This window comes from Gilvimarinus sp. 1_MG-2023 (assembly GCF_030548285.1).
Genome location: NZ_JAUOSC010000008.1, coordinates 1 through 19,754 on the forward strand (window position 1 = coordinate 1; position 19,754 = coordinate 19,754).

Annotated in this window: 16 protein-coding genes; 8 read left to right on the forward strand and 8 right to left on the reverse strand. The window is 50.3% G+C overall.

Annotated elements, in window-relative coordinates:
* Window positions 1-132: 132 nt before the first annotated feature.
* Genes Q4563_RS10325 through Q4563_RS10335 form a run of 3 tightly spaced genes read right to left on the reverse strand, consistent with a single transcriptional unit; the run spans window position 133 to window position 3,201 of the window.
* Window positions 133-1,353 (reverse strand): glycosyl transferase, encoded by a 1,221-nt coding sequence (locus Q4563_RS10325; protein ID WP_303604459.1) that lies wholly within the window; start codon window positions 1,351-1,353, stop codon window positions 133-135.
* 19 nt (window positions 1,354-1,372) lie between these two features.
* Entirely contained in the window at window positions 1,373-2,188 is an 816-nt protein-coding gene (locus Q4563_RS10330; protein ID WP_303604460.1) for an HAD-IIB family hydrolase, read from the reverse strand.
* A gap of 44 nt (window positions 2,189-2,232) precedes the next feature.
* Window positions 2,233-3,201: a phosphoribulokinase gene (locus Q4563_RS10335; protein ID WP_303604461.1), complete on the reverse strand. Its 969-nt coding sequence runs from the start codon at window positions 3,199-3,201 to the stop codon at window positions 2,233-2,235.
* A gap of 222 nt (window positions 3,202-3,423) precedes the next feature.
* Between Q4563_RS10335 and Q4563_RS10340 the strand changes: the two genes are divergently transcribed.
* The 5 genes from Q4563_RS10340 to Q4563_RS10360 all read left to right on the forward strand — a co-directional run bounded on the left by Q4563_RS10340 (window position 3,424) and on the right by Q4563_RS10360 (window position 11,030).
* Window positions 3,424-4,026, forward strand: a complete 603-nt coding sequence (locus Q4563_RS10340) for a zeta toxin family protein (RefSeq protein WP_303604462.1) — start codon at window positions 3,424-3,426, stop codon at window positions 4,024-4,026.
* 280 nt (window positions 4,027-4,306) lie between these two features.
* Window positions 4,307-6,853 (forward strand): hypothetical protein, encoded by a 2,547-nt coding sequence (locus tag Q4563_RS10345; protein ID WP_215976382.1) that lies wholly within the window; start codon window positions 4,307-4,309, stop codon window positions 6,851-6,853.
* Between the two features lie 15 nt (window positions 6,854-6,868).
* The gene (locus Q4563_RS10350; protein WP_303604463.1) at window positions 6,869-8,743 is read left to right on the forward strand and encodes a GMC family oxidoreductase; all 1,875 of its coding nucleotides are present in this window, start codon (window positions 6,869-6,871) and stop codon (window positions 8,741-8,743) included.
* Window positions 8,743-9,705, forward strand: coding sequence for a DUF4331 family protein (locus Q4563_RS10355; RefSeq protein ID WP_303604464.1), 963 nt, complete (start codon window positions 8,743-8,745; stop codon window positions 9,703-9,705). Before Q4563_RS10350 ends, Q4563_RS10355 begins: the two co-directional genes overlap by 1 nt.
* 5 nt (window positions 9,706-9,710) lie before the next feature.
* On the forward strand, window positions 9,711-11,030 hold the full coding sequence (locus Q4563_RS10360; RefSeq protein WP_303604465.1) for a hypothetical protein: 1,320 nt from the start codon (window positions 9,711-9,713) through the stop codon (window positions 11,028-11,030).
* Between the two features lie 333 nt (window positions 11,031-11,363).
* Here the strand turns inward: Q4563_RS10360 and Q4563_RS10365 are convergent, their stop codons facing one another.
* The 5 genes from Q4563_RS10365 to rplU form a co-directional block, all read right to left on the reverse strand.
* Window positions 11,364-12,110: a hypothetical protein gene (locus tag Q4563_RS10365; protein ID WP_303604466.1), complete on the reverse strand. Its 747-nt coding sequence runs from the start codon at window positions 12,108-12,110 to the stop codon at window positions 11,364-11,366.
* A gap of 105 nt (window positions 12,111-12,215) precedes the next feature.
* Entirely contained in the window at window positions 12,216-13,337 is a 1,122-nt protein-coding gene (gene proB / locus Q4563_RS10370; RefSeq protein ID WP_215976377.1) for a glutamate 5-kinase, read from the reverse strand.
* Between the two features lie 20 nt (window positions 13,338-13,357).
* Window positions 13,358-14,560 carry an Obg family GTPase CgtA gene (cgtA, locus tag Q4563_RS10375; RefSeq protein WP_303604467.1) on the reverse strand — a complete coding sequence of 401 codons (1,203 nt, stop codon included), beginning with the start codon at window positions 14,558-14,560 and terminating at the stop codon, window positions 13,358-13,360.
* A 158-nt stretch (window positions 14,561-14,718) separates the two neighbouring features.
* Complete coding sequence (rpmA, locus tag Q4563_RS10380; protein ID WP_215976375.1) at window positions 14,719-14,976, reverse strand: 50S ribosomal protein L27; 258 nt, start codon at window positions 14,974-14,976, stop codon at window positions 14,719-14,721.
* A gap of 14 nt (window positions 14,977-14,990) precedes the next feature.
* Window positions 14,991-15,302 carry a 50S ribosomal protein L21 gene (gene rplU, locus Q4563_RS10385; protein WP_215976374.1) on the reverse strand — a complete coding sequence of 104 codons (312 nt, stop codon included), beginning with the start codon at window positions 15,300-15,302 and terminating at the stop codon, window positions 14,991-14,993.
* 392 nt (window positions 15,303-15,694) lie between these two features.
* Here rplU and leuS point away from each other — a divergent pair, with 392 nt between their 5' ends.
* From leuS to holA, 3 genes are read left to right on the forward strand one after another with little or no spacing between them, the layout of a single operon-like run.
* Window positions 15,695-18,157 carry a leucine--tRNA ligase gene (leuS, locus tag Q4563_RS10390; protein WP_215976373.1) on the forward strand — a complete coding sequence of 821 codons (2,463 nt, stop codon included), beginning with the start codon at window positions 15,695-15,697 and terminating at the stop codon, window positions 18,155-18,157.
* Window positions 18,158-18,190: 33 nt separating this feature from the next.
* Window positions 18,191-18,691: an LPS-assembly lipoprotein LptE gene (locus Q4563_RS10395; RefSeq protein WP_215976372.1), complete on the forward strand. Its 501-nt coding sequence runs from the start codon at window positions 18,191-18,193 to the stop codon at window positions 18,689-18,691.
* 3 nt (window positions 18,692-18,694) lie between these two features.
* A complete protein-coding gene (holA, locus tag Q4563_RS10400; protein ID WP_215976371.1) occupies window positions 18,695-19,744 on the forward strand; it encodes a DNA polymerase III subunit delta in 1,050 nt (349 codons plus the stop codon).
* Window positions 19,745-19,754 lie beyond the last annotated feature (10 nt).

The following is a 19,754-nucleotide window of genomic DNA, read 5'->3' on the forward strand; positions in this document are numbered from 1 at the left end:
GCGTTCTGCGTTCTGCGTTCTGCGTTCTGCGTTCTGCGTTCTGCGTTCTGCGTTCTGCGTTCTGCGTTCTGCGTTCTACGTTCTACGTTCTACACAATATTATCCGCTTTCCGCCAACATCTAACCATACAATCAACCGATCTCTTTGGTGTCTTCTTCCACGGCGTCAAGCAAACGCGAATACACATCAGGTACCGCACTTAAAACCCGCGACCAGTTAGCCATAAACGGCCGCTCGGTGGGGTCATTTAGAAATTGTTCACCGGCACGCATAATGCACTTGGTAAATTGTTCTACGGTTTCTTCTTCTTTGTTGCGATCCAGCGTCATGCCATTGATAACCGCATCATTGTGGTAGCGATCGACCAGATCCAATGCCAGACGATAGTAGCTAGCCTTTAGAGTACGGAATACTTCGGGAGAGAAAACCGTCCCTTGAATAGCCAACTTGCGGAAGAATGACTTGGAGATATCTGTACTCATTTTCGACAAACCACCGTCGGGGTTGTCCGCCGAAAGATCTTGATGTTTGTGGTCGTAGGCATCGGCGATATCCACCTGACACACACGTTCGTCGGAGTAGCGACGATTAACCTCGGATAACACACCAATCTCTAAACCCCAGTCACTGGGGATACGAATTGAGCTGACAACATCCATGCTCATGGAGAATTCGCCGGCCAGTGCGTAGCGGAAGCTATCAATAAAATCGAGATAATCGTTGTGACCGCATACCTGCTGTAAAGAGCGGACAAGTGGCGACACCAACAAACGACTAACACGGCCATTTAACTTGCCACCGGCGGCGCGGTAATAGTAGCCCTTGCAAAACATATAGTTAAAGGTTGGGTGAGCGATAGGATAAAAAAGCTTGGCGACGATATCGCGTTTATAGGTGACAATATCACAATCGTGCAAGGCCACGGCGCGGGCCCTACCCTTCGCGAGCGCATAACCTAGGCAATACCAAACGTTGCGCCCCTTACCGAGTTGCTGCGGCGCCAGACCCACTTCGTCCAGCACTTTGTCTACGGCTTTTAATCGCGGGCCATCGTTCCAAAGAATAGAGTGTTTTTGCGGCAATCGGGCAAAGAATTTTTTGGCCTTTTTGTATTGTTCTTCATCGGCGCGATCTAAACCAATAATAATTTCATCGAGAAATGGCACTTTTGCCAGTTCATCGACGATGTTTTCCATGGCCGGGCCTTCCAGCTCAGAATACAAACAAGGCAAAACCAAACACATAGGTTTTTGCTTGCTCCACTCCAGCAATTCGGCCTCTAACTCCTCAACAGGACGGTTGCCTAAATTATGAAGGGTGCCGATGCGGCCATTTTGAAAAAAATCACTCATTGGTGCTTCCTCGTTAGTATTATTGCTGCAACGCTTGCTCTACTGCGTAACGCCAACCTTTAGCGCCCGGGTAAGGTGCGTGCAATTCCCCGATTAACCCTTTATCACTCATATATGAGCCATCAGGGTGCGGCATAACCACCGCTGTATCTACAGCTTTTAACATTTTTAAATCGTTTTGGCTGTCTCCCAGTGCAATGCTGTGCACACTTGCCCCATAATAGGACTGATAAAGACTCAGCAAATAACGTACCGAGTCTCCTTTGTCGCAATTGGCCATAACGTGGTAAAACCGGCCCCCTTTGAGCAGCTGCAAATTGTGGACGCCCAACTTCCGGGCAAACTCTTCCGACCCCGCCCCATCTTGGGGCCAAAGCAAGGGTTCGGTTGCGTCTCTTTGCATGGCTTTGGTGGCTGCCTCGTGGCTGAGCCCGGTGCAAGCGATGACATCCTCTACCGTCATATCGGCAAACCCTACGAAGGGGCAATCGCCCTTATTGGCTTTTACGATCGTGAGAATTTCGTCGCGAGCGGCACCGCGAAATGCCAGCCAATACTCCCCGGCATCCGTCAATGTCGAGGTATCCACGTTAAACTGTTGCACCCACGGTTTGGGCAAGACGATAACGCTGCCATTTTCACACACATAAGGATCTTGAATATCCAATTCCTGGCACAGGTGTGCCATTTCGGCCCGGGTTTTACTGGACACTAAAATAAGCGGGATATGGCGCGCCCGAAGATTGGCAATGGCTGGCAACGCATCTTGGTAAGAGTAATCGTGGTGATTTAGCAGGGTTCCATCGAGATCGGTAAATACCGCAAATTTAGTCAAAGCTAACCTCGTCTTTCTAATTTTTGTCTAGTGCCATACACGCACTAGGGAGTATGGCACTGTATCGTGGCAATTTGATGATTTTTATCCAAACTCAGTAATACATTACTGCGCGCGGGCATTTCGGCAAACATCCAACGTGTTAAACGCTCGTAATGCGCAATAAAGCGAGCCACCTCGCTATTACTCATTACCTTTGAGTTGGCAAGCTGCTCAGGCGTTAACGAGTCGCGCAACTTCGACTCCTGCAACTGGCGCCATTCCAGTACCTGATCGAACGACGGCGCCTTGAGCATCACCAGTAGATCCAACTGTGCAAACAACGCTTGATAGTCCCCTAGACAGTCATTGACATAGCGCCGCCACAAACCGTTCGCGTCTTCCGACTCCTCCAGTGTATTGACCGGTTGATCGAGCGCCGAGTCCGGCTGGGCAGTCGCCCCTACACACCAACCCTCGAAAATAATAACATCCGGCTTACCCGTAAACCGCTCCCAATTTTCCTGGGGCTCGCAGTCATCCAGCGCCTTATTAAAGCGTGGAATATGGGTTACCGTGGTTGCCTGCGCAGACTTTAATGCGTCAAATACACCGAGCGCCAGTGCCAGGTCGTGGGTACCAGGCACGCCTCGGGTCGCCAGTAAAGGATGGAATCGATTAGCCAAGTCGCGCCTAGCCTCTCGCCCTAAATACAAATCGTCAATTGATAAAGTACAGACACGCAGCTTGCTTACATCGGTAAGCAACGTACCGACAACCTTCGCCGCCGTCGATTTCCCAGTGCCCTGGGCACCATTAACCCCTAGAATATAGGGCTGCGTTTGGGCCGCCGACTGCGCCGCACAATATTGAGCTAACGGCTGATAGACCTCTAGCAGATGCTGTGCAATATAGGCAGGCATTTTTAATTCTTGCGCCAAGTCCTGCGCCAGAGATTCCGGGACCCTCGCCTCTACTTTGAGTTCAGCAAAAGTCGCGGGCCACTGTACGGGTGGTAGTGTTGTATTTGACATAAGTTCAGCCTCCTGAAACAAATAGCTAGCAGGAAATGCGCCACAATCACATTTACGCAATTTTATACCACCGCTAGCCAAGAACAGAGACTGCATAAACTAAGGCCATTAAAGTCGCGTCATTCATCAGTCCGAGTAGTGACTTATGCTATGTTATTAAACTTGCCAACCAATAAGTTGCCGCCAAGGCATATATAACGCACTGAACCGACGGGTTCTATTATGAATACAGCGCCAACAATGATTGCCTTAGCCGGCCCCAATGGCTCAGGAAAAACCAGCTATTACTATAATGAGCTGCATCATATTATGGGCAGCAGACCCTTTCTTAATGCCGATATTATTCAGCACTTAGAACTCGAAGATAAATCCATGCAAGCTGCCTACCATGCCGCTGAAATTGCTGCCGAACGACGTCAGATGTGCATCAAAAACCAAACTAGTTTTATTTGGGAGTCTACCTTTTCTCACCCGAGTAAGCCCGCCGTTATCGCTGCGGCCAAGGCCGCCGGCTTCCATACTAAACTCATTCATATCGGTGTTAACAGCCCTCAAATAAGCCTGGCCCGCATTTGCCAACGGGTCGAGGAAGGCGGCCATAACGTACCAACACACAAAGTGATAGAACGCTTTGCGCGCTGCCCAGCCTTTATTCGAGAGGCCGTTGAGATGGCCAATGAAGCGTTGATTTTTGATAACAGTGTAGACTTTGAACAACCAACTTTGTGTATAAAAATAAAAAACGGATATTATGAAAACGTACAACCTATTCCACCTGATTGGGTTAGACAAAGCTACCCCACTTACCAATGCGAGATAATTTAAACACTACGACTTCACTTCCGCTTTATTATTTTCATTTATGGCGCTGAAATATACCGTTTGTATTTTTGCGCATATTTTAATTGATTCTTCTGCAAACTCTGTTTAGAGTGCTCAAGCAACAGGATGTTGTCCAGCCCCAGATGTAACTGTCGCCATTAATTGTGGCGCCAATTGGACGTAGCAGTACATCTCATAACTTTATTATTTCAATTCTACAACTCAACAATAATGACCAGTTTCTACTGGCTGCAACCTATTGGCTTCAAGGAAGGGGGATACCATGCGGGCATTACGCTTCATTACCTTTTATTCAGCAATCACTGCGTTGTTATTATTATCAGGGTGTAGTGATGCCCCCTGCGGGTCCGGCGCTGGAAATGTACTCGACGAAGCCCAGTGCGCCGGCGTTAAAGAAGATCAGCTATCGGGTTCAACGAACGATTACTACGCCGATATGGATTACGGAATTTCCAAAAACCCTAAGGCTTTACAGGCACGACTCGCCCCTTTCTTTCCCGGTATATCAGAAGAAGATGCCGTTAAACGCTTTGCCCGGGGGCGCAATAACTGGATTGTTTGGACGGCCGGTAATGACCGTTTTTGGGACGAGCTTAGCCAATTCACTTTTGGCAATTCCGACTTACTTAAAACCATTTCTAACCACCCTGAATTAGGCTATAGCCGCGATAACCGCTGGGAATATCTTGGTGTGGTGAACGAACCGTGCTTCACGAAGGCCAATAGCCCCAGAGCCGATCGTTACGGCCTTTGGCTCGATGTGAGAGACGAGAACTGTCAACCCGATCCGTTTGAAAATGCGGATGAGTATCCTGGTATTAAAATCGGCGCCCGCGGTGAAAATATCGAAGTGGGCTCTTATTACGGCTACGGCACTGGGATTGTGGGTTTACGACTTTTCCCTAATCCCGAGTTTGACGAACAAGCCGAAGCCAACTGGGACCCAGTACGCTACTACACAGACCCGGATTATTACGACAATAAGGACTTAATTCGCCCATATCGAGTCGGTATGTCGTGCGGGTTTTGCCATGTTGGCCCCAACCCAACCAATCCACCACAGGATTTTAATAATCCAGAGTGGGCCAACCTGAACTCTAACCCAGGAGCTCAATATTTTTGGGTGGATAGAATTTTATTGTGGCGCCAAGATGAAAGTAATTATTTAAAACAACTGTTTCACGCCTCAAAGCCAGGCGCGCTCGATACCTCTTTGGTGTCAACCGATTACATTAATAATCCGCGCACTATGAATGCTATTTACAACTTAGCATCACGCCTGGAGCTCTCTACCAAGTGGGGTAAGGAAAATATTGAAGGTCCAGAGCAAGATAACAAACAACTTAATGACTTCCTTCCTGACGACCATGCATTAAGTCAGTTTTATGATGCCCCTGATACCGTTTACACACCCCGTGTGCTCAAAGATGGGGCCGATTCGGTCGGCGCACTAGGCGCACTGAACCGAGTGTATGTCAACATAGGTCTTTTCAGTGAAGAATGGTTAGAGCACTTCCGTCCGGTGGTCGGTGGCAAGAAAATCACCCCCTTCCCCATAGCCAGCGCCCAAAAGAACTCTGCTTACTGGCGTGCCAATGAAAACCAAACCGCTGATGTGGCATTATTTTTTCTGGGCAGTGCCGAGCCGGATTACTTAAAAAATGCTCCCGGCGGCAGCAGTCACCTTACAGACGATGAAGCTCAGCTCACCTTGGGCAAAGAGGTTTTTGCCAGTACCTGTGCGCGCTGCCATTCCTCTAAACTACCCGATTATGTATTCCAGGACTTCTTCCCCGACAAAGGTTGCGTCAATAATAACTACTTAAAATGTTGGAACGATTACTGGCAACACACCAAGACCGATCAATTCAAATCAGCGATGGAAGATATCGTTCAAGCGGATGATTTTCTCGACAATAACTTTTTATCCAACGAGCTGCGGGTCCCCCTACCCCTACTCGAAACCAATGCCTGCAGCCCGCTGGCACGCAATGGCCTGGCCGGTGATATATGGGACAACTTCACCTCCAGCTCTTACAAATCACTGCCGCCGGTGGGAACCATTAACGTGCAAAACCCTTATACCGGTGAGCTGCGTGATTTCACCATGCCTGGCGGTGGCCGGGGTTATACCCGCCCTGCCTCTTTAATCAGCCTTTGGTCGAGCGCTCCATTTTTGCTAAACAATGCCCTCGGGCCGTTTGAGTACCAAGGCACCGTTGATGCTCGTATGAAATCGTTTAACGAGTCTATCGAACGCCTACTATGGCCGGAACAACGCGCCTATTCGGGGCAAGATGATCAGTACGATTACGATTATCCGTTTGAAGTCATCACCCGCTCCGGTAAAAAACACCCAGGTTATATTCAAGTAACTCAGCAAACCACGCATTTAAATATTACTGAGGGCTACTTGCCCAAGGTGGTCGCTGAATTTGAAGGTATCTTGGCAAAATTACTGCCTAAATTCTTCTCGTCCGAGGGGATTACTCTGGGCCCAATCCCAGCCGGCACGCCTGTTAATTTGTTGTACAACACAGACCTGGGCAATATCGATAAGCAACGGATTAAACTGTTAGTCAAAATAATTAAAGACTTAAAGAAATTACCGGCCGATGCAACCGACGAGCAGGCCAAGGCGATCTTTGCCAACTTAGTCGACCCACTGCTTAAAAACAGTAGTTGCCCCGACTATGTAACCAACAAAGGTCATTATTTTGGCACGGATTATCTACCCGACACGGAAGAAGAGGCGCCGCTAAGTGACGAGGAAAAATTTGCTCTTATTGAATTTCTAAAAACCTTATAAACAAAGGAATTTGACATGAGTAATTACGATTATATTGTCGTCGGCTCTGGGGCCGGCGGCGGCACTGTAGCAGCTCGACTGGCCGAATACGGCGCGCGCGTTTTAGTACTGGAATCCGGGCAAGATCCAGTCAAACACCGGGGATCTAATCAGGTAAGTGATGAAAATCGCTTACCTGAGGATTACGAAGTGCCCGTCTTTCATGCCTTTTCTACCGAAAATAACGAAATGCGTTGGGACTATTTTGTGCGCCACTACAGTGACCAAACCCAGCAAGAAAAAGACCCTAAGTATTCTGCCGAGTATTTAAACCAACCGGTCAATGGTGTGCTTTACCCGCGCGCGGGCTGCCTTGGCGGCTGCACCGCGCACAATGCCATGATAACCGTTTACCCTCACAACCAAGATTGGGACGGCATTGCCGAGCTAACAGGCGACGACAGCTGGAACTCGAGCAATATGCGCTCTTACTTCCAAAAAATGGAAGATTGTCGTTATCGTCCAGTCTGGCGTTGGATTCATAAACTGTTTCGACTCAACCCTTCGCGACATGGTTTTAGCGGCTGGTTTCGCACTGAAAAAGCGATTCCGCTGGAATCGGTTCTGAAAGATCACGCCCTGATCGATACGATCGAAGAATCCGGAACCATCGGCTTTAAAATGCTTGCCAAGCCTTTACAACGCCTCGGTTGGGTTAAAGAAGGCGCCGGCGACCCGAACGATTGGCGACTAGTAGAGAAAAATGCCACCGGACTCAGATATCCGCCACTTGCGACCGATAAGCATAAACGCCACGGCACTCGTGAGCGTCTACTAGAGGTTGCCGCTCGTTTGCCCAACCACCTAACCATTGAAACCAATGCCTTAGTGACCCGAGTCATACTGGATGAAAACCTCAATGCCACTGGAGTGGAATATCGCAAAGGCGAAAAGTTATATCGCGCCTATCAATACCCAAGTGGCGAACAGGGAACCCTACACCAAGTCTACGCCAACAAAGAAGTTATTTTGGCCGGTGGCGCTTTTAACACGCCACAATTGCTGATGCTCTCGGGTATAGGCCCGCGCGAAGAACTAGAAAAACACGATATACCCTGCTCTGTCGACTTACCAGGGGTAGGTAAAAATTTACAAGACCGCTATGAAGTCGGTGTCGTCAACCGTATGAACTTCGAGCACTGGAAGGTATTAGAGCACGCCAACTACGACACTAAAGACCCGCAATACCAACAGTGGTTAAAAGGCAAAGGCGTCTACACCACTAACGGCGCCGTGCTCGCTGCCATTAAACGCTCTTTCCCTGAGCGCCCCCTGCCCGATTTATTCTGTTTTGCTCTGCTTGCGGAGTTTCGTGGCTATTTTCCTGGCTACTCTCAGTTAATCAAAAAGCTCAATTATCTAACATGGGCCATCCTTAAAGCCCACACAAACAATACTGCCGGTTACGTTAGCCTCGCATCCAATGATCCACTGGATCGCCCCTACATTAACTTCCGCTATTTCGAAGAAGGTAATGATACCAAGGGGGAAGATTTAGCATCGGTGGTAGAGGGCATTAAATTTGTGCGTGAAATGACTCAGCCATTGATTGAAAAAGGCATTATTGCCGAGGAGGAACTGCCAGGCAAAGAGGTTCAAACAGATCAAGAATTAGCGGAATTTGTTCGCAACCGTGCTTGGGGCCACCACGCCTCTTGCACTTGTAAAATGGGTCGCGATGATGACCCTCTCGCGGTGCTCGACAGTGATTTTAAAGTGCGCGGAGTGAGTAATTTACGCGTCGTGGATGCTTCTATTTTCCCACGTATACCCGGTTTTTTTATTGTCACCTCAATTTATGTGGCCGCCGAAAAAGCCGCTGATGTCATCTTCAAGAGCCAAAAACCCTAATGATAAAGCTACCGTTAATCAAAATCTTTGCTGGCCTTATTTTATTATTGCTACTGCAGGGAGCCGCCGCCTCTGATCACGCTGACCCTGTTTTTAATCAACAACCGACTAGAAGCTTATCCGGTCTATTTGCGTTTATTGATAACAACGATCTAATAATCATTTTAACTACCCATCCGGGGCTTAATCATCCACTGCCCATTCATCATCTTCACGAACAAACTTATAGAGTACACCTCGATTTAACCTCTAAGGTGTCGTTCGACAATCCGCAACAACGGATGCGATACGGCGGCAGCATCAACCGTCCAAAGCATATTAAAGAGAGTGCCACCTTGGCGTTCTCCCTTAACGAGAACGCTGAACTCGTTGAATTTAAACCGCAAGGAGCTTTGCAAGAGACAGACAACATTCGGGTTTTCACCGGTGTACGAGACGATCCATTTATTTTCCCCAAGTTTTTTGGCACCAATGTCGTTGCAATGGTCACGGCAATACCTCTTGATGCCTTCCCCAAGCAGCAAAAGGATTTTGTATTGTGGGGCGATATTATTCGAAAGGGTAAAAAAATAGATCATGTAGGACGATCAAATCGAACCATGCAACCCAGGCTCGACTTTCTCAATACACTAGAACCTTATGAACACCTTGAGGCTATCAACAAAAAACATAATGACCCTGGGCTTGTCGATAAGGTTCTGATGTCTAAGTTAGCACCTTTGTTTGCCATACGAGACTACGACAAATTTCCCGACGTAATGATTTTTAGTCGGCACCATAAGGCAGGTTTCCCCAACGGTCGTTTACTCACCGACGATGTTGCCGATTTGACCTGTCAGCTAGGCGATTGCCTACTGTGGGAGCTGTCGTATGGCGATGTCAGAACTTGGAATTGGCCCAGAAAAAACACCAACGACAAGCCATTTCTGCCTCACTTCCCCTATTTAGCTAAGCCTTGGTAAATATTATGCGCAACACACTTATCCGCCTAGGACTTTTGCTAGGGAGCGTGGCGATCCTGGCCTTTATTACCACCTCCTGTACTCGTGATACGGCATGGCGCACCCAACCGCCTGCCGACTGCCAACAAGGTTGTGGCTCATCTTACATAGAAGAACGAGAAAACTACGAGCTTAGTTTTATTGAATTTTCTGAGCGAGGCAATCAATTTGATCGACGTAGGACGCGCGATATTATCAATCGTATCGAGCGTTATTCCGCTCAAGAGTCAGGTGTCGCGGTAGTGGTTTTTGTACACGGCTGGCTACACAATGCCAGCGACAGTGACCGCAATGTCAAAAGCTTTCGTCAGGTTCTGGATAAAATTGGGGCGTCCGGTATTCTAGGGCAACGACAACTAATGGGTGTATACGTAGGCTGGCGAGGAAAATCACTGCATGGCGCAGGCTCTGAATATCTAACCTATTGGTCCCGAAAATCTGTTGCCGAAGAAATTGGCACCAACGGAGTTTCTTCTGTCTTATTAAAACTGTCCGAGATTGACGCACGTAAACCCAGTAACATTTTACTGGTAGCCGGCCACAGCTTTGGCGGCGCCATGACGCTGTCTGCCATCGACAATATATTATTAACCAAGATGATTCACGGCCTGGCCGATGATAAACCGGCGCCTACTATTGGTGAAGGAGTCGTGCTGTTAAACCCAGCTATAGAGGCGAATCAGATATTTGCGCTTAAAGAGCACAGCATGCAATTTGCCAAAATTAAAGAGCCTCAGCCGGAGCTATTGCACGTTATAAGCTCGGAAGGTGATAAAGCGACCCACGTCTATTTTCCTATCGGCCAGGCTATTGCCGCTTTAGCATGGGACGAGGTGGACTTTGAGCGCCTGTACAATGATCAAACCTATCGATTTTCAGAACACAACCTAGACACCACCACAATCGGCAATTACCAGCGTTTTTGGACCGGTGCACTGACATTAAACAAAAACAATCAGATGGATGCCTACGACCAACCCATGGGAGAATGGAATTTTCACGATTTTTGTGACAGCTCGACTACAACCCACGATCCAACCACTGCCCGCCTACCTTGCAGCCATCAAGATCCCATTGTTTTTCTTAAAACTGACACCAGTTTTATCAAAGATCATGGCGATGTGTTTAATGACAAAGTATCCGCTTATATGACTTCTATTGTAGCGGCCAATATGTACCATGAATCGAAGATGTTAAGTGAGCAGTGTACACATCAAGGCACCTTTTCATTCTCGCTGTGTTTTGATTTCTTTTTGGGCCGGTTTAACGATCTGAATGCCGAGTGAGGCATGCCAAATATTATTTTTTTGCACGCTAGATAAACTCACTCAAGGGCCGCAGGGAAATTGCAACAAACGGGTTATTTAAACTGACCTATGTTTGGAACACATTCAATATTACTGTGTGATGATTCTAAATTTTTCCACTTCAGAATTTATGCCCGCCGCATCAAGCGTGCCAAATCCATAACTAGGCGAGCTTGGACTAAGCTCGCCTGACCAATATACTGCTGTACTGCCCCTGCCAGTTGACGTTGAGTGGCATCATCTACCACTCAAAAATGTCGGCTATTATTTTTGTCTACGGGTGAGCACCACAGCCCTCACCCGCAATATGTATTATGGATAACCGGTCTCAGCTTCATCCACTAAAACTTCTAATACTCGCCAGCTATTGCTATAGCGCGACGTATTGGAAAAAACAATTCGCCCCTGTCCTTTATACAAGGCAGCTTGGCGACGAATATCACCACCTTTATAGTTAAACGGAATCCATTGTTTACCGGTTTGATAGGTATGCTCTGAGGTTGGATAACCCACCAAGTCATAGGCCTCCTGAATGCTCATGCCCTCGCGAACAATAGTGATGGGGTGCACTTCTCGGTTTGACTCAGTTGCAGTGCTTGCGCCCGCAACTGGTGACGCTTGATCCGGCTCATAATCGGCCAGCACAACACTACCCGGCTCGTAAGCTGGCCCTTCGGGCAAGTCGTCATCTTGCATTTTTCGTGCATATTTGGCTATTTTTCGATGTGAAGCATTCTCTGCAACCTCGGCCAATATGACCTGATAGCGGTTGGTGTCGGCCAAAGCAAGCGCTTTAATCACCCAGGCCAATGCATCGATTTGAGTGTTATCAATAGCGACCTGATAATCGCGCATTAATACCTCTGCCGCCACATCCAACACTTGCGTATTGGCTTGCTCAGAGCGATAGATGCTCTTCGCTACATCGCGTATGGTGGTAGGGCCACCGATACTTAAACGCTCCACATAGCGCTGATCAATAGGGGAAAGAGGCTCTGCTGAGAAACAGGGGTGAGAGAAAAACAGAACAGTAACAAGTGCCAAATAAAATATCTTCATCCTTGGGTCCTTTTTTAATTATTAATATAGCTGCTCAAGCCGGTAAGAACACCGCCTTGAGCTCACGATTCTAACACTAAACATTTGCAGTATTAGCGGTAAAAATCAGTGAATAACCATATTATCGCGATGAATCAACTCTTCATCGCCTTGATAACCCAACACTGATACAATTTTTGAACTAGAGAGGCCAATAATTTGCGCAGCCTCAGTAGCATGGTAGTTAACCAATCCGCGGCCTATTTCCCGCCCCTGTAAATCTTTGCACACCACCATCTCTCCGCGCTTAAAGTCACCCTGCACTTCTCGCACGCCTACCGGTAGCAAGCTTTTACCTTGTTTTTGCAATACGCCCACTGCGCCGTCATCTAGAATCAACGTGCCGCGAGATTGCAGGTGCCCCGCCAGCCATCGTTTGCGCGCCGCCTGTGGTTGTTGATCAGCCCAGAGTAAAGTGCCCAGCGCTTCTCCGGCATGTAAACGAGTCAGCACTGCATTCTGGCGTCCGCCAACAATAATCGTATCAGCCCCAGAACGCGCCGCCACTTTAGCCGCACGCACTTTGGTGATCATACCGCCGCGACCTAAACTGCCGCCGTCGCCGGCCATCGCGCTGAGTCTATCGTCGGCCGCCGCCATTTCGCTGATTAATTGCGCATCGGGATTGCTGCGCGGATCTGCCGTGTACATACCGTCTTGATCGGTCATGATGACCAGTACATCGGCGTCAATAAGGTTCGCCACCAACGCACCCAAGGTGTCGTTATCACCAAAGCGGATTTCGTCGGTCACGACTGTGTCGTTCTCGTTCACGATGGGAATAACGTTGAGATCTAGCAGGGCTCGTAGGGTCGAGCGCGCATTTAAATAGCGCTCGCGTGACGATAAATCGTCGTGGTCCAACAGTACTTGCGCGGTGTGCAAGCCGTATTGAGAGAATTCTGTTTGGTAGTTTTGCACCAAACCCATCTGCCCCACTGCCGCCGCTGCCTGTAAAAGATGAACCTCGGTTGGCCGTTCGTTCCACCCGAGCCGAGTCATGCCCGCCGCCACCGCGCCAGAGGAGACCAATACCAACTCAATACCGCTTTTCTTTAGCGCCGCTATTTGCGCCACCCACTCGGCAATGGCGGCATAGTCTAAACCTTTACCGTCATTGGTCAGCAAGGCGCTGCCTATTTTAACCACCCAGCGCTGGGCGCGATTTAATTCCTGGCGCTTAGACATGCATTCCACTCTTACCGATTTTAAGGGGCGTAAACCACTTCGATATCATCATCGTCGTCATCGAAATCGTCATCATCATCGTTCGATTTTTGAGCTTTTCGAGCTGCGCGGTGTTGCAGACGTAAGGTTTCAATTCTTTCCCGCACCTCTTCTTGCATGGCATCCTGAAAGGCGTATTCAGCTTCTAGCAGCTCTGGGTCGTCCTTTTCTGCTTGCCACAGTGTCTCGAGATGCTGCATCAACGCGCCTGTCAGAGAGTCAACATTGTCACCACTGACCGCTGCAATCGCAAAAACAGGGCCTTCCCAGTCAAGAGCCTGGGTGATCGCCCGGCACATCTCTTCGCGTTCGTCTGGGGGTAGTAAGTCGATTTTATTTAGTACCAACCAACGCTTGCGCTGGGCTAGATGCGGACTGAAATTTTCCAACTCGCGAGCAATCGCTTTGACGTTTTCCACCGGGTCACTACTATCCACCGGCGCAACATCCACTAAATGCAACAATACCCGGCAGCGAGTTAAATGCTTTAAAAAGCGAATACCCAAACCGGCACCATCTGCCGCGCCTTCAATCACACCGGGGATATCGGCGACTACAAAGCTGCGATGCTCCTGTACTTTTACCACCCCTAAATTTGGTACCAAAGTGGTAAACGGGTAGTCTGCTACTTTCGGTTTGGCCGAACTCACCGAGCGAATAAAAGTGCTTTTACCCGCATTTGGCAAGCCCAACAGTCCCACATCGGCCAGCACTTTCATTTCCAATTTCAAATTGCGAAACTCACCTGGACTACCGGGGCTGGTTTGTCTTGGAGCACGGTTGGTGCTGGATTTATAGCGCGCATTACCCAGGCCGTGGAAGCCACCCTGTGCCACTTTAAGCAGATCACCTTCACAGGTTAAATCACCCAAAGTTTCACCGGAGTCTTGATCGATTACCGTGGTACCTACCGGCACAGGAATGATTAAGTCTTCACCGCTTTTACCGCGGCAATCTTTACCGCGCCCGCCATCACCACTTTGGGCTTTAAAGCGGCGGGTATAACGGTAATCCACCAAGGTATTGAGGTTAACATCGGCCTGTAGATACACGCTGCCGCCATCACCGCCATCGCCGCCGTCTGGGCCGCCCTTGGCAATAAATTTTTCCCGGCGAAAGCTTAAGCAGCCATTGCCGCCCTTTCCTGCTTCCACGTATATCGGTGCCTCGTCGACAAATTTCACGGCTTTCTCCGCTGAGTGAACTGATTAGACCGGATGAGTACGTCTCACAACCCGGCCCTTGTTGTGAGTTTACCAACAAAAAAGCCCCATCGGTATCGACGGGGCTCTTTCTATTCGGCTTGCGCCGAGTGGCTGCCAGGCAGCCGACCTAGGATGACTTAGGCAGTTTCGATGGAAACGAAACGGCGGTTTTTGTCACCTTTGACTTCAAATTTTACAGTACCGTCTGATTTGGCAAACAGGGTGTGGTCTTTGCCAATACCCACGTTTACACCGGCGTGGAACTTGGTGCCACGCTGACGAACAATAATTGAACCGGCCGATACAGCTTCACCGCCAAAGCGCTTAACACCAAGGCGTTTACTTTCCGAATCGCGGCCGTTACGTGTACTACCGCCTGCTTTTTTATGAGCCATGAGTAAACTCCTGCTTAACCTTTGATACCGGTGATTTTAACTTCAGTGAACCACTGACGGTGGCCCTGACGCTTCATAGAGTGCTTACGACGACGGAACTTGATGATTTTCACCTTGTCCGCACGGCCGTGGGTAACCACCTCAGCGGTCACTTTAGCACCAGCTACTACTGGCGCGCCGATTTTTACATCATCGCCATTAGCAACCAGATAAACTTTGTCGAATTCGATTTTTTCGCCGGTGGCGACTTCGATTTTTTCGAGCTTCAGGGTTTCGCCTTCCACTACACGGTGCTGCTTACCACCGCTTTCAAAAATAGCGTACATAACTGCTCCAATACTCTTGGACGGCACGAAGTAACATGGGGTTCCCATGCGTTTTATAGACTTGAGCCGTATTCGGGGCCGCGATTCTATGCCAAACCCCCTGCCAAATCAACCACTTTTGCGGTTTTAACGGTGGCCTTATGGGCCGAGATATAGGTATGTGCCCTAGTGATTGGTGATTAAGACGCCAATTGACTATAAATAAAGCCGCCTAAAATTGTGGATTGACCGATGAACACGCAGGCTTTTTCAAATAAGCCGGCGAATGATTGTTCACATTGCCAGCATCGAGCGAGAAATAGCCGGCCCTGCCCTTGGTATCAAGCGGCCTACCCCCTATAATGCGCGGTCTTTATCAATCAATGACAAACCGCAGGGAAATACAGCCCAAAATGCAAGAGCAATATCACCCCGCCGAGGTGGAATCCGAGGCCCAGAGCTACTGGGATGAAAACCAGAGCTTTACCGTCACCGAAGACACCAGTCGCGAGAAGTTTTACTGTCTCGCCATGTTTCCCTACCCCAGCGGTAAACTGCATATGGGGCATGTGCGCAACTACACCATTTCCGATGTAATTGCCCGCTTTCAACGCATGCAAGGCAAAAATGTGCTGCATCCCATGGGCTGGGATGCGTTCGGCTTGCCGGCCGAAAACGCCGCCATTAAAAACAATTCGGCTCCGGCCAAGTGGACCTACTCCAACATCGAATACATGAAAGGGCAGCTTAAACAGCTGGGCTTTGGTTTCGACTGGAGCCGCGAGCTGGCCACTTGTCGCAGCGACTACTATCGTTGGGAGCAATGGTTCTTCACCCGTCTGTACGAAAAAGGGCTGGTGTATAAAAAAATGGCTACGGTTAATTGGGACCCTGAAGACCAGACCGTACTGGCCAACGAACAAGTGATCGACGGTCGCGGCTGGCGCTCTGGTGCCGTTGTCGAGCGCAAAGAAATACCTCAGTGGTTTATCCGTATTACCGGCTATGCCGAAGAATTGCTCAAAGATTTGAACAAACTGCCCAACTGGCCAGAACAAGTAAAAACCATGCAGCGCAACTGGATCGGCAAAAGCCGCGGCGTGGAGATGCGTTTTGATTTGGCCGAGAAGCTCGGTGGCCACACCGGCTTTGAAGTCTACACCACCCGGCCCGACACCCTGATGGGCGTTAGCTATGTCAGCCTTGCCGCCGAGCACCCTATTACGCAACAGCTAGCCGAAAACGACGAATCCATCGCGCAGTTTGTCGCCGAGTGCAAAGAACAGTCGGTCGCCGAGGCTGATATGGCCAGTATGGAAAAAATCGGGCTGGATACCGGTCTAAAAGCGCTGCACCCCATTACCGGCGATGAAATTCCGGTATGGATCGCCAACTATGTATTGATGGATTATGGCTCGGGCGCGGTGATGGCGGTTCCCGCTCACGATCAACGCGATTACGAATTCGCCCACAAGTACAACTTACCCATTCAGCAAGTTATCGCCCCTAAAGATGGCTCGGCCATTGATCTGGATAAAGAAGCCTATGTCGAAAAAGGCGTACTGGTAAACTCGGGCGAGTACGACGGACTGGACTTTAAAGCCGCTTTTGACGCGATTGCGCAAACCTTAAAAGCCGCTAAAAAAGGCAAGGTGCAAACCAACTATCGTCTGCGCGATTGGGGCGTATCGCGCCAGCGCTATTGGGGCACCCCTATCCCTATGATGAATATGCCAGGCGGTGGGGAAATACCTGTTCCTGCCGACAAGCTGCCCGTATTACTGCCCGAAGATGTGGTGCTAGACGGCGTGCAATCGCCCATTAAGTCTGACCCCGAGTGGCGCAAAACCGAGCATGACGGCCGTGCAGTGGAACGCGAAACCGATACCTTCGACACCTTTATGGAGTCCTCCTGGTATTACGCGCGCTACACCTGCCCTAACTTCGCCGACGGTATGCTCGACTCCGACGCTGCCAACTACTGGCTGCCGGTGGATCAGTATGTCGGTGGTATTGAGCACGCCATCTTGCATCTGTTATATGCCCGCTTCTTTCACAAGCTGATGCGCGATGAGGGGCTGGTAGACAGCGACGAGCCTTTTGACCGTCTATTGTGCCAAGGCATGGTGCTGAAAGACGGCACCAAGATGAGTAAATCCAAAGGCAATACGGTTGATCCGGCCGAGCTGATTGAGCAGTACGGCGCCGATACGGTGCGCCTGTTCTCGATGTTCGCCGCCCCTCCCGAGCAAAGCATGGAGTGGAGCGACTCTGGTGTAGAAGGTGCCAACCGCTTTTTGCGCCGCCTCTGGAAGAGCCTACACGGGCACCTGCAAGCGGGCACCCCGGGCAAGCTCGACGGCAATACGCTGAATGATAGCCAGCGCGACTTGCGCCGCAAAACCCACGAGACCATTGCCAAGGTCACCGATGACTACGGCCGCCGTCAAACCTTTAATACCGCAGTGGCCGCGGTCATGGAATTAATGAACGAGGTCAACAAGCTGGCGGACCGGGCCACCCCAGAAGGCTTAGCGGTCGAGCGCGAGGCTCTGGAAACGGCCGTGCTGATGCTCGCCCCCATTGTGCCGCATATTGCGCATAAACTTTGGCAAGCGCTGGGCCACAACAATATTCCGCTGGATGCTCCTTGGCCGAGCGCTGACGAAGCCGCCCTTAAACGCACCAGCATTGAAATTGTGGTGCAGGTTAACGGCAAGGTCCGCGACAAAATCCAAGCGCCAATTGATGCCGCCCGCGATGATATGGAAGCACTGGCTCTGGCACAGGACAATGTGCAGCGCTTTTTGGCCGACCTCACCGTGCGCAAGGTAATCGTGGTACCCAATAAGCTTGTCAACATTGTTGCCAATTAACCACACCCGTGCTTTGCACAAGGGAGGCCGCTTATGAATACTTGGCTGATGGCCGCTCTACTCCTGCTGGCTGGTTGCGGCTGGCAGGTACGAGGTGATTTGCTGCCTCCCTTCACGCTTGAGTCGGTGCGCTTAATCTCCAGTGAGCAGCACACACCGGTGCAGCAAGCTTTGAGCGACGCCTTTACCCAAAGCGGGATTGAGATGGTGACCCAGGCGGGCCAAAAGGCCGAATACCGCCTCGCCCTCGAGCCCGAAGAGCTGCGCAAACGCACAGTTGGCGTAGGTACCGATAGCCTAGCTGCGGCTTACGAGCTGCAGTTGAGCCAAGACTTCCAATGGTTTGATGCCGCCGGGCGCGAAGCCACCGGCCCGCTGACAACGGTGGTCACCCGATCGCTGGACGCCTCCGATGCCACCGGCATCGAGCGCGAAGAAGCGCTGCTGCTGGAAGAAATGCGCCGCGATTTGGCCCAACAAATACTGCGTCAGAGTTACTTTCAGCTGCAACCCGATCAGGCCAAACCGGAGTAACCCGTGGCCAAAATACGTATCGACCAACTGGGCCGCAGTCTGACCGATAAGTTGGCGCCTCTGTATTGGGTCAGTGGCGATGAACCCCTATTGGTTCAGGAAGCCTGTGACAGCATTCGCCTAGCCGCGCGCCAGCAAGGCTTTACCGAGCGCGACCTCCATCACGTTGACCAAAGCTTTGACTGGGGGCAACTGCTGAGCGCGGCCAACAGCCTCTCTTTATTCGCCAATCAAAAGCTTATTGAGCTGCGCCTACCCACGGGCAAGCCTGGGGACAAAGGCTCTCGCGCCCTGGTTGAATACTGCACCAACCTGCCGGACGACACCCTTCTGCTGGTCGTGACCGGCAAACTCGATGCCACGGCCACCCGCAGTAAATGGTACAAAGCCATTGACGGGGCCGGCATTCATCTGCCGATTTGGCCCATTGATCCGCCGCAACTGCCGCGCTGGATTGGTCAGCGTTTAAAGCAAGCAGGGTTAAACGCCGACAACAGTGCCATTGAGATGCTGGCATCGCGCATTGAGGGCAACTTGCTGGCGGCCGCTCAAGAAATAGAAAAATTAAAACTTTTAACCACCGACGGTTATGTCAGCGCCGAGTTAATGGCCTCCGTGGTCGCCGACAGCGCGCGCTACGACATTTTTGGTTTAGCCGATAAAGCCCTACTGGGCGATGCCCGCGCTGCGGTTAAAAGCCTGCACGGCCTCAAAACCGAAGGCACAGAGGCGCCCGCCATACTCTGGGCCCTCACCCGCGATTTGCGCCAAATGCTGCAAGCTTCCATTCAAATTGAGCAAGGTAAACATCCGGATTGGGCCATGAAGCAAGCGGGTATTTGGGCCAAACGGCAAGCGTTGGTCGGCGGCGCCCTAAAAAGACTCAAGCGCGCCAAATTGGAATTACTACTGCGCCAGGCCGGAGGCATCGACCGCGCCATTAAAGGCATGCGCGACGCCAGCGCCTGGGATGACCTGCTGGATTTAGTGATCAACATTGCCGGCGCTCAGAGCTTATCCCCCATCAATATTCGCTTGAATTTAAAGCTCTAATCATTGCTCA